Here is an 11869-nt window from a genome sequence, read left to right as displayed (position 1 = left end):
ATTTAACTCCTATAGTCTTGTATACATATCACACACTTCATCCACGTCACCATGTAAGAGCATATTTCCGTGATTTATAAGCACAGCTTTATCGCAGATTCGTCGTACCTGCTCTGTACTATGTGATACTAATAGCAATGTGGTTCCACTCTCTAACATAGAGCCAATTCTTTCCTCACATTTTGCCTGAAACCTAAAATCGCCTACAGACAAAATTTCGTCTACGATTAAAATATCCGGTTTATATATTGTTGCAATAGAGAAACCCAGACGTGTTACCATACCAGAGGAAAAATTCTTCACCGGAACATCTGCAAACTTTTCCAATTCCGCAAACTCTATAATTTCATGCTCCATTTCACGAAGCATCTCCTTAGGATACCCCAAAATAGCTCCGTTCAAATAAATATTTTCTCTTGCAGTCAAATCAAAATCAAAGCCTGCGCCAAGTTCAATCATTGGTGCAACTGAGCCTTGTTTTCTCACCTCACCAAATGTAGGTTTTATGACTCCCGCAATTACTTTCAACATTGTACTCTTTCCAGAGCCATTTTTTCCGACAAGACCTACTGCCTCACCTTTTTTTACATCAAAGCTGATATCTTTCAGTGCCCAGAAATTTTCATATTCCAATTCTCTTTTTGCTCTTTTTAGCACATACTCTTTTATACTATCAACTTTTTCTTTATATAAACGGAATTGAAGTGAAACATTTTCAACTTCAATCACATTTTCTTCGTGTTTCAAACCAATTCCTCCTATAATTTCAATATGAAGGTATCTTGCTGTTTTTTAAACATCCACAAGCCCAATATCATAGCTACAGCACAATAAATCAATGTTTTTAATACCAATACGAACGGAGCTACCTGATGGTACAATACATTATATCTTAAAATTTCAACAATTAATGTCAACGGATTATTTCTAACTATTACTGCAACTGAATCAGGTAGCATACTAATTGGGTAGAATACTGGTGTCAAGTATAGCCATGCCGTTGTAATAACACTATATAAGTGTTTCATGTCCCGAAATGTCACCACAACCACAGACAATATAAGTCCTATTCCAAGGGAAAACAATGTTGCAAAACAAATTGGAAATACTGACAAAAAAATAGTCCATGTAATTGGTGTTCTTGTAATTAATATAACAATCATTAACGCAACAAATGATGTCAACATATTTACCAAAGATGAACACACCCTTGATAATGGAAATAAATATTTTGGCACATATACTTTTTTAATCAAAGGTGCATTATCCAGCACAGAGGTCATTGCCATATTGCTCGCCTCATTAAAAAAGTTAAATGTTAATTGTCCACACATTAAATAAACCGGGAAATTTGGAATTGCCTGCTGAAACACTGTAGAAAATACAATAGTCAATACAACCATCATTCCCAAGGGGTTCAGCACCGACCACATAAATCCCAATGCAGATCTTCTGTATTTAGTTTTAAGGTCTCTGCTGACCAGTTCTGTCAGCAAAGACCGATATCTCATGAATGTATCTATATACTGTCGCATATTAACCTCTATTTCTTAAATGTGCTAATACCGCCCCAAACCTTATCTTTATCCGATAAAATAAGATCTGCCTCAGTCATGCCTTCCGGCATTGGCCATTCAACTCCGATTTCCGGATCTTTCCATAATAATCCGCCCTCATCATTTGGATGATAGAAATCCGTTACTTTATAGCAGAATTCTGCATAATCACTCAAAACAATAAATCCGTGAGCAAAATTTTTCGGAATGAAGAACTGTTTCTTATTTTCTGCAGAAAGTTCTACACCAAACCATTTTCCAAATGTCTCAGAGCCTTCTCTTAAATCTACGGCCACGTCAAATACAGTACCATTTACAACTCGAACCAGCTTGTCCTGTGGATAATTTATCTGAAAATGAAGTCCTCTTAAAACACCCTTCTTAGATGCTGACTGATTATCCTGCACAAATTCACAATCAATTCCAACCTCTTTGAAATCGTTATAATTATATGTCTCCATAAAATAACCTCTGGCATCTCCATATACTGCAGGCTCAATTACTTTTAATCCTTTGATACCATTGCAATCATCTGTTACTTTAATTTTTCCCATTTTGTTTTCCTCTTTTCTATTTATAATCCTTCTGCAATTTCCATCAAATACTTACCATAATCTGTTTTTAACAAAGGCTGCGCCAGTTTTACAAGCTGTTCCTTATCTATAAAGCCTCTCTTATAAGCAATTTCTTCAATACATGAAATATACAATCCCTGACGTTTCTGGAATGCTGATACAAAATCAGCTGCTGCCAGGAGCATATCATGATTTCCTGTATCAAGCCATGCAAAGCCTCGTCCTAAAGTCTCTACACTTAAAGTTTCCCTGTTCAAATATTCATTATTAACACTTGTAATTTCAATTTCTCCTCTGGCTGACGGTTTCACAGTTTTGGCAATTTCAACTACATTATTGTCATAGAAATACAAACCCGGAACCGCATAATTAGACTTTGGTTCTGCTGGTTTTTCTTCAATAGATAAAGCTTTTCCATTTTCATCAAATTCTACTACGCCGTATTCTCTTGGATCTCTTACATAATAACCAAAGATTGTAGCTCCGCCTTCATTTTCTGTACGCTCTGCAGCACTTCTTAATACCTTGGAAAAACTCTGTCCATAGAAGATATTATCTCCTAATACCAATGCAACAGCATCTTTACCAATAAATTTTTCTCCAATAATAAATGCATCTGCAAGTCCTCTTGGACTTTCCTGAATTGCATATTCGATGTGCATACCCAATTGACTTCCATCCTCTAACAATTCCTCAAATACCGGAAGGTCTCTCGGAGTAGAAATAATAAGTACTTCTCGAATTCCAGCAAGCATAAGTGTTGATAACGGATAATAAATCATTGGCTTATCATATACTGGCATAATCTGTTTTGAAATAGCCTTTGTTAATGGATAAAGCCTTGTGCCGGAACCTCCAGCAAGTATAATTCCTTTCATCAAACATACCTCCAACATTTTCGTCATAATATAATCGATTTATTTTAACACTTTTGTAAAGAAAAAGCAAATTACGGGTCTTTTGTATTTCACAATATACATTCTTTGCAATGACTTGATTTTGTTGCAAAAAGGGCTGTCCGATTTAAAATCGGGCAGCCCTTCCATTTCTTATTTATTTCTTATTTTTATTTATTACTATACATATCTTCGTAATATTTCTGATAATCTCCACTTGTCACATTCTTCATCCAGTCTTCATGTTCAAGGTACCACGCAATTGTCTTCCTAATTCCCTCTTTAAACATGGTCTCTGGCTCCCAGCCAATTTCAGCCTTAATTTTGTCCGGTGCAATTGCATAACGTCTGTCATGTCCCTTACGATCTTCTACATAAGTAATCAGATCTTTGCTTACATTTGCTTTTCTTGGGTCACCATCTGGAAGAATCTCCTGTAATGTTTCAATAATAATATTAATAATTTCAATATTACGTTTTTCATTATGTCCACCGATATTATATGTCTCTCCAAGACGACCTTTTTCCTGAACCATGTCAATTCCTTTTGCATGATCATCTACATATAACCAGTCACGGATATTCATTCCGTCTCCATATACCGGTAATTTTTTACCATGTAATGCATTGTTAATAATCAATGGAATCAGTTTCTCTGGGAACTGATAAGGTCCATAATTATTAGAACAGTTAGTGATATTAGCCGGGAAATGATAAGTATCAATATAAGCTTTTACCAAAAAGTCTGAAGAAGCCTTACTTGCTGAATATGGACTATGAGGAGAATATGGTGTTGTCTCATAGAAATAGCTTGTTCCATCATCTTCCAATGATCCATATACTTCATCTGTAGATACATGTAAGAATTTCTTTCCTTCTTTAAACGTACCATCTGGCAATTCCCATGCAGCCTTTGCACAGTTCAGCATAACAGCAGTTCCAAGTACATTTGTCTTAACAAATACTTCTGGATGTTTAATACTTCTGTCAACGTGACTCTCTGCTGCGAAATGAACCACACGGTCAATATCATTCTCAGCAAAGATTTTGCTGATTGCTTCACTATCTGTAATATCAGCTTTCACAAAAGTATAGTTATCTCTATTTTCGATATCTTTCAAATTCTCCAGGTTACCTGCATATGTCAGAGCATCTACATTAATAATTCTGATTTCATTATCATATTTCCGAAACATGTAATGAATATAATTGGATCCTATGAATCCTGCTCCACCTGTTACCAAATAAGTTCTCATTTTGAGTATCCTCCTAATTTACATTGTTGTGTTATTATATCATCTATTCTTTTACTTTTCAACTTTGCTCATTATCTGCTGAATTTTCTTTGCATCTCCCCATACTCCCGGTGAATCATATGCACGATCCGGATATGCTCCATATTCCAGACGGATTTTAAAATTATGTTCTTTAATAAATGATTCTACCTGTTCTGCAAGTGATACCGGTTTTCCTGTACAACAGTTAATAATACCATTCACTTCTGTCTGTAAGCTTACACATGCAATTTCCTTTGCAAGTTCTTCCAAAGAGATAAAATCATACAAATTTTTTCCTGTAGTAAATGGGAATTTTTTATTACCTGCCTGCTCAGCCTGTACAATTTTGGAGAAGATTGAATTACTCTTAATGTCATCTCCTATAATATAGTAACCTCTAGTCCACTGAAAGCAAACTTCGCTTTTCTTGGCAAGAAGCTCCACCATTTGTCTTAATGCATTTTTAGCAATTCCATAAAGCGATAATGGGTTGGTTGGAGTATTTTCGTCAATTGCCCCCTCCCAATATCCTACTTCGTGCATTGTTCCCATTACAACAACATGTTTCAATCCGCCTTCTATCATATTCTTTAAGAAAGTATAATGGTTCGGAAGATCTTCAATATGAGAATCTGCATTATGAACAAATCCGTTTCTCCATGCAAGATGAATGCATACATCCGGTTTTCCCATCTGCTCATAAATATTTTCATCTCCGCTGAAAATTGGTGCTTCTACTTTCTGTGCTCTTTCATCCACACCATCAAAGTTAAAGTCTGCCGCTAAAACATCTGCCCCCATATCAAGTAACTGTTCTACAACATGTCTGCCAATATAACCATTTGCACCTGTAACCAATACTTTTGTTTTGCTCATTTACTTTTCCTCTCTTTTCTTCATTTCATCGTCAACTGTTTTATTCATCAATGCTTCTTCCTGTGTCAGTTTCTTTACTTTTTCTGATAAATTAGAAATTGCAACTGTCTGCATAAACAAAATTGCCAACGCCAAACACACACCCAGGAAAAACAACATATTTATAGGAAGTTCAAATCCTAAAATAGTTGCAAGCTTTCCTAACAGTTGTGGAAATATATCAAACACAAGCATAATGCAGCCCACTATAATCCAGGACAATGCATATCTTAAATCTACCTTTTTTTTGCGAATCATATTTCCAAGACTTAATAATGCAATAATAATTATTACCAGTATTATTATTTGTATTTTTATATCCATTGTCCACCTCTACTTTCGTATCGCAGCAATCAAAACTGCTATGCTTACTTTTACCATATAATATATAGATTTAGACGGAGATATTGATGAAACGCCTTCTTCCCTTGCATTCATCTTTACCGGTATTTCTTCTACCTTAGCGCCTTCTTTCAAAATTGTCACAACGCTTTCCGGCTCCGGATAATCTTTTGGATATTCTTCTGAAAACTGTTTCATTATTTTCCGGTTTATCATTCTCATGCCAGAAGTAGGATCTGTAATTTTCTTTCCTGTCAACAGCTTTATCAGTCCAGTAAAATACCGGATACCAAGCCGACGCATTCCAGAGGATTGAAATCCTTCTTTTTCGATATATCTTGAACCAATTACCATATCCAATTGTTCTTTGACAAGTTTTTCTGACATTTCCGTCAGATAGCTGGCATTGTGTTGCCCATCACCGTCAAACTGCACTGCAATATCATAACCATTCCGGTACGCATACATATATCCCGTCTGGACGCCTCCCCCTATTCCCATATTAACCGGCAGATTTACCACATTAAAATTATGTTCTCTGCATATTTTCAACGTATTATCTTTAGAACAGTCATTAATTACCACATAGTCAAAGTCTTTTGCATTTTCTACTACATCTGTAACCGTCTTTACAATTCCGCCTTCCTCATTGTACGCCGGAATGATTACTAGTTTCTTCATCTGATTACTCCTACTTCGAGAATAATTTCAAGTATATTCCAATCAATACATTTCTCACTTTACGGAACCATATACTGAATTTCACATCAAATCCAGATATATGTAATTCCTTATTCAAAGCATGTTTTTCAACCAGTCGTCTATGCTCGTCCACATATACGTCGCGATTCTCTCCAATTAAATTTCCTGTGTTTGAATCATTCCGTATTCTGAAGCTGTTAAGCTGCTGGTGAATAATATATACATCTCCACTGCAGGCCAGCCGGATCCACATATCAAAATCTAATATATATGTAAAAGATTCATCAAAGTATCCTACTGTTTCCAGTGCTGATTTACGAATCATGTTATTAACCGGAGCACCAAAAAAGTTCTGTATTAATAACGATTTTTTTGCAACTTTTTTACCATCTACCAATCCCGATTTACGATATCTGTGAAATACACCAGTCTTTTTTCCATTTATATCAACCAGACGTGTATCGCTCTCTACCAGATTAGCCGTCGGATTCTGCTGCATCGCTTTTGCTTCTATCTCTATCGCATTGTTGTCTATCATATCGTCTGCGCATATAAGCTTAATATATTCACCATTTGCAAGGCTCAGGCACTTATTCCAGTTTCCCACCATGCCCAGGTTTTCTTCATTGTGATAGACTTTTATCCGCGGATCCTTAATGCTTTGTATAACTTTTAAGGTTTCATCTTTCGAATTGTCATCTACAATCACAAGTTCAATATTCTGATAGGTCTGATTTAAAATCGAATCGATTGTCTCTTTGATATACCCGGCATTATTATAAGCCGGAATACATACACTTACTAATGGTTCCATCTTTCCACCTATTATCCCAGCAGTTCTTTCATATATACAGTCAATGCATCCTGCCAGTCTGCCATTCTGTAATCGCTGGTCAGCTTTATCATATAATTTTCCAGAATCGAATATGCAGGTCTGTTTGCAGATGCCGGATTCATCTCTTTATACTGTTTGCTGGTCACATGATTTATTCTGGTCTTCTTTCCTGCCTGTTTCATAATCTCATCTGCAAATTCTGCCCAGTTTGTGTCACCTTCGCAGGTAGCATGAAAAATGCCATAATTATCTGTTCCTTCCAGGAAATGAATCATCTTTGCAAGTTCTACTGCACTTGTCGGTGATCCAAGCTGGTCGCAGACAACATTTAACTCATCATGCTTTTCTGACAAAGAAAGCATCGTCTTCACAAAATTTCTGCCATCACCATAAAGCCATGCTGTCCGAAGCATAAAGAAACGACTAGCAAACTGTTTTACAAAATTTTCGCCTTCTAATTTTGTTCTTCCATATGCGCTGATCGGATTTGGCTTGTCAAATTCTATATACGGTCTCGTTCCATTTCCTTCAAAGACATAATCAGTTGATATATGGATCATTTTTGCATCCACTTCTGTTGCTGCAATGCTTAAGTTTCTCGGTCCAATCGCATTAATTTTATATGCCAGGTCTTCCTGCTCTTCACATTTATCTACATTTGTATGTGCAGCACAGTTAATAATTACATCCGGTTTTGCATCTTTCACCATGTTCATTACAACATCAATATTGGTGATATCCAGTGATACAATTCCATCGCCTGCAACAACATCTGTATTTATGAATTCAATATTCTGTTCTGCATATTCCTTACGAATAGCTCTTCCTAACTGTCCATTGCATCCAGTTACCAATATCTTCTTCATCTTTTATTCTCCTAATCCACTTTCTACGGCTTCTACCATTGCCTTTAATGCTTCGTCCTCATCATCACCTTCGCAGACAAATTCGATTTCATCTCCAAATTTGATGCACGCACCCAGTACACTTAAAACACTTTTGGCATTAGCGGTATTTCCGCGATAATGAAATGTTACTAATGATTTATACTGCATTGCTTCCTTGCAGAGTATTCCTGCCGGACGCAAATGTAATCCTGTTGGATTCTTTATTTTAACTTTCTGACTTACCATTTCTATTCCCCTCCTGATTACAGCATTGTGTTGGTAATTAATTCAGCCAGCTTCTGTGCTTCTTCTTCAATCTCGCTCTGGTTCTTTCCCTCAATCATAACTCTTACCAGCGGCTCGGTTCCGGATGGACGAATCAGTACCCTTCCTTCCCCATTGAATTTCTCTTCCAATGCCTTGATTGCCTCTGCAATCTCAGTATATTCCATGAATTTTTCTTTCTTGTGATTCGGCACTTTGGCATTCACAAGTGCCTGCGGCAATACTTCCATCACCTCTGCCAGCTCAGATAATTTCCTGCCGGTTTCCTTCATTACCTGTAATAAATGAAGTCCGGAAAGAAGTCCGTCACCAGTTGTATTATCATCTAAAAATATAATATGTCCGGACTGCTCACCCCCGATATTATAGCCATTCTCCAGCATATTTTCAAGGACATATCTGTCTCCGACCTTGGTTTTCTCTACGTGGATGCCTTCCCGCTCTCCCATCAGACTGAAGCCAAGATTGGTCATAACGGTTACTACAATGGTATTTTTCTTTAAAGTTCCTTTTTTCTTCATATGGCATCCACAGATTGCCATAAGCTGGTCGCCATCCACCAGGTTACCTTTTTCATCTACCGCAAGCATACGGTCAGCATCGCCATCAAATGCAAGGCCAACGTCTGCTTTTTCATAAACAACCCTTGCCTGAAGTTCTTCCATATGGGTGGAACCGCAGTTGGCATTGATATTGGTTCCATCCGGCTTCGTATGGATAGCAACCAGATCTGCACCCAGGTCTTTTAATGTCTTAACCGATGTATAGTAGGATGCACCCTCTGCACAGTCTATCACAATCTTCATACCGGTCAAATCAACCGGCACACATTTCTTCATGAATTTCACATATTCATCACGCAAATCAAAACGATAGTCAATTCTTCCCACACCGGATCCAATCGGCAGTACAACATCTTTCATATTATTGCGGATCAGCTCTTCGATTTCATCCTCCAACGCATCAGAAAGCTTATATCCGTCTCCATTAAAGAATTTGATTCCGTTAAATTCCATCGGATTATGGGATGCGGAAATCACAACGCCTGCATCTACTTTATGTTTTCTGGTCAGATAGGCAATCGCCGGTGTCGGCATCACACCTACATAGATTGCATTGGCTCCTACAGAACAGATTCCTGCCATCAGTGCATTGGCAAGCATTCCGCCTGAGATTCTCGTATCACATCCTACAATTAATGTCGGCTGATGTTCCTGTTCTTTTGTCAGCACATAGGCACCTGCCTGCCCAAGCTTTGTTGCCAGTTCAATGGTCAGCTCCGCTCCTGCAACACCTCTTACACCATCTGTTCCAAACATTCTGCTCATTTTCTAATCTTCCTCCGAATTTCCATTATTCGTATTATTTCCATTGGTACTGCCCGTTCCCGTTTCTGTACCACCATTCGAACCCGTATGGGTTCCATTGTCATTTCCGGTATTCGTGGTATCTGATGTATCTTCTGATTTCTTTGTTATGGTTATCACTGCAGACTGTGTTCCATTTACGGAATATAAGCTGTCATCCAGCTCCAGGGTAACTGTTACGGTATGATTACCTTCTGCCAGTCCTGCCGCATTTACATTTCCCTTAATGCTGTCTGCCATAAGTTTATCCAGATCATTCCGCAGTCCCTTTAAGGTTATTGTAACTGTACTCTCTGCAAAGACTGCTTCATAACCCTCTTTCAGATTCTGAATTGCAATGTTTTCAACCGGTATGCTATAAGATTCTGATACAATCTGCTCCACCACTGCGGTTACTTCAACATTCAGATTGTCAGCATCGACCACCTCTACATCATCCGGCAGATAAGAAGAAATGTTAATTGTCTTCACTACATTGCCAGTTGCATCGCTGATATCCAGCTGGTCTGACGGAATCACAATACTTCCGGCTGCGTTCAGTGCTTCCGGCGTTCCCTTTATCGCTATCTTATTCGGATTAATCGTCACTCCGGTGCATACAAATCCATCTGCAACCGTTCCACTCGGTTCAATTTCTACTGAAAGGTTACGGATATTAAGTATCGTAGCCGAAATTGTCACCTTATCAATATTAAAATTCAGCTTTGAGGTGTCTACCGCCTCACCGTTTGCATTATATACAACCGGGACTACACTATCCGTCAAGTCTGCGGATGCACCTGTTACATCAATGGTTGCTTCTACATGATCAATCTGATTCACCACCGATTCCGGTCCGGTTACTTTTAAGATGTTCGGAGATACCCGCACATCTCCCACCGCATAATTCTCAGCTGCATCTCCTACCGTTTTTGCCTTAATAGAAAACTGTGACAGCATCAGATCTTCTACATTTACTTCCATATACTGTGTTTTGCCCTGGAAGTTCACCGCAGACGCATATCGTGTTGCAGTTATCTCAATCGGTACCCGGTATACACCGTCTACCTGCTCAACATTTTCCATATCTGCTACTGCCCGAAAGTCAGTATTGCTCAAGTTCTTCATAACAGAACGCACAGTAGAAACCTTAAAGGTTACCTGCAGATTACTGTCCTTTGCTTCAAAGTATTTGCCCTGCTGTGTCATATAATCCGAATTGGTTATCGTAATAGACGTGGTAAAATTCTTCGCCTGTGTCGGATCATCAATGTTGACAACAACAAGCCACAGCACAACAGAGAAGAATAATGCTGCAACCTTCAGTCCAAAATTATTCGTCACCAGTTTTGTCAGCTTTTTTAACATTGCGTAACCTCCTCTTCAGTAATTGGAAGCGCTTTGGTTCGATATTGCTGCTCTGGAGAAATTTCAGTTTGCTGCGCAGAAACTCTGCATCCACATTACGGTACAACTGTCCACCCATCGCAATAGAAACCTTTCCGGTTTCCTCTGATACCACAATTGTAAGAGAATCACTCACTTCACTAATTCCAACTGCTGCACGATGTCTGGTTCCCAGATCCTTGCTCAGTTCCAGGCTGTCAGACAGTGGCAGATAACAGGTTGCAGAGACAACCCTGTCCCCACGTACAATAATAGCTCCGTCATGTAACGGAGTGTTCTTTTCAAATATATTAATCAGAAGCTGGCTTGATACCAGGGAATCCAGCGCAATACCAGTTCTTTCGTATTCTGTCAGCATAATTTCATTTTCCACTACAATCAGGGCTCCGGTCTTCACCTTACCCATCTCATAGCTTGCCTTTACCAGTTCTCCAATCGTATGGTCATTGAAACGTTCCACTCCGTCTTTCCCAAAATCAAAAGAAAAGAGGGATGAAATAAATTTTTTTCGTCCCAATTCTTCCAGTGCTTTCCGGAGCTCCGGCTGGAAGATAACAACGATTGCAATAATCGCTACATTAATCGTCTTCTCTGCTATCCAGAGAATTGTATTCATCTGGAAGATTGCTGCCACAAGTACAAACGCTAAAATCACAAGAATTCCTTTTAACAGCATCCATGCCCGTGTATCCTTAATCCATTTCAGGACGTGATAAAACAGGAACGCAATAATAAGCATTTCTACAATATCAGTCTTTGATACCGTAATGTTCAAAACGCTTACCCACGCCAGATAATTTTCTTTAAAATTTTCCAACACTGTCAAAAATGACTGCACCTGTTCCA

The 11869-nt window shown here is 38.3% G+C and carries 14 protein-coding genes; all 14 read right to left on the bottom strand.

All coding sequences use genetic code 11. The features are described 5' to 3' along the window. Positions 1–9 precede the first annotated feature (9 nt). The 14 genes from DXB43_RS01765 to cdaA all read right to left on the bottom strand — a co-directional run bounded on the left by DXB43_RS01765 (position 10) and on the right by cdaA (position 11861). A complete protein-coding gene (locus DXB43_RS01765; RefSeq protein WP_117698425.1) occupies positions 10–747 on the bottom strand; it encodes an ABC transporter ATP-binding protein in 738 nt (245 codons plus the stop codon). An 11-nt stretch (positions 748–758) separates the two neighbouring features. Then, positions 759–1496: an ABC transporter permease gene (locus DXB43_RS01760; RefSeq protein WP_330408336.1), complete on the bottom strand. Its 738-nt coding sequence runs from the start codon at positions 1494–1496 to the stop codon at positions 759–761. 47 nt (positions 1497–1543) lie between these two features. Continuing rightward, entirely contained in the window at positions 1544–2110 is a 567-nt protein-coding gene (rfbC, locus tag DXB43_RS01755) for a dTDP-4-dehydrorhamnose 3,5-epimerase (protein ID WP_117698427.1), read from the bottom strand. A 20-nt stretch (positions 2111–2130) separates the two neighbouring features. Continuing rightward, complete coding sequence (rfbA, locus tag DXB43_RS01750; protein WP_117698428.1) at positions 2131–3009, bottom strand: glucose-1-phosphate thymidylyltransferase RfbA; 879 nt, start codon at positions 3007–3009, stop codon at positions 2131–2133. A gap of 188 nt (positions 3010–3197) precedes the next feature. Beyond that, positions 3198–4283: a dTDP-glucose 4,6-dehydratase gene (gene rfbB, locus DXB43_RS01745; protein WP_117946370.1), complete on the bottom strand. Its 1086-nt coding sequence runs from the start codon at positions 4281–4283 to the stop codon at positions 3198–3200. 51 nt (positions 4284–4334) lie between these two features. Then, positions 4335–5180 carry an NAD-dependent epimerase/dehydratase family protein gene (locus DXB43_RS01740; RefSeq protein WP_117946368.1) on the bottom strand — a complete coding sequence of 282 codons (846 nt, stop codon included), beginning with the start codon at positions 5178–5180 and terminating at the stop codon, positions 4335–4337. Next, a complete protein-coding gene (locus DXB43_RS01735) occupies positions 5181–5543 on the bottom strand; it encodes a DUF2304 domain-containing protein (protein WP_117946366.1) in 363 nt (120 codons plus the stop codon). A 9-nt stretch (positions 5544–5552) separates the two neighbouring features. Beyond that, positions 5553–6242 carry a glycosyltransferase family 2 protein gene (locus DXB43_RS01730; protein WP_117698432.1) on the bottom strand — a complete coding sequence of 230 codons (690 nt, stop codon included), beginning with the start codon at positions 6240–6242 and terminating at the stop codon, positions 5553–5555. Positions 6243–6252: 10 nt separating this feature from the next. Beyond that, on the bottom strand, positions 6253–7077 hold the full coding sequence (locus tag DXB43_RS01725; protein ID WP_117946364.1) for a glycosyltransferase family 2 protein: 825 nt from the start codon (positions 7075–7077) through the stop codon (positions 6253–6255). An 11-nt stretch (positions 7078–7088) separates the two neighbouring features. Next, entirely contained in the window at positions 7089–7964 is an 876-nt protein-coding gene (rfbD, locus tag DXB43_RS01720; protein WP_117698434.1) for a dTDP-4-dehydrorhamnose reductase, read from the bottom strand. 3 nt (positions 7965–7967) lie between these two features. Further along, complete coding sequence (locus DXB43_RS01715; RefSeq protein WP_022244507.1) at positions 7968–8231, bottom strand: HPr family phosphocarrier protein; 264 nt, start codon at positions 8229–8231, stop codon at positions 7968–7970. Positions 8232–8248: 17 nt separating this feature from the next. Next, positions 8249–9598, bottom strand: a complete 1350-nt coding sequence (glmM, locus tag DXB43_RS01710; protein ID WP_022244508.1) for a phosphoglucosamine mutase — start codon at positions 9596–9598, stop codon at positions 8249–8251. A gap of 3 nt (positions 9599–9601) precedes the next feature. Continuing rightward, entirely contained in the window at positions 9602–10984 is a 1383-nt protein-coding gene (locus DXB43_RS01705; protein WP_022244509.1) for a CdaR family protein, read from the bottom strand. Then, entirely contained in the window at positions 10950–11861 is a 912-nt protein-coding gene (gene cdaA / locus DXB43_RS01700) for a diadenylate cyclase CdaA (protein ID WP_022244510.1), read from the bottom strand. Before cdaA ends, DXB43_RS01705 begins: the two co-directional genes overlap by 35 nt. Positions 11862–11869 lie beyond the last annotated feature (8 nt).

The sequence above is a fragment of the Roseburia sp. OM04-10BH genome (assembly GCF_003462605.1).
Taxonomy (GTDB): Bacteria; Bacillota; Clostridia; order Lachnospirales; family Lachnospiraceae; genus Roseburia_C; species Roseburia_C amylophila.
This window is presented reverse-complemented; position numbering and strand designations above follow the sequence as displayed.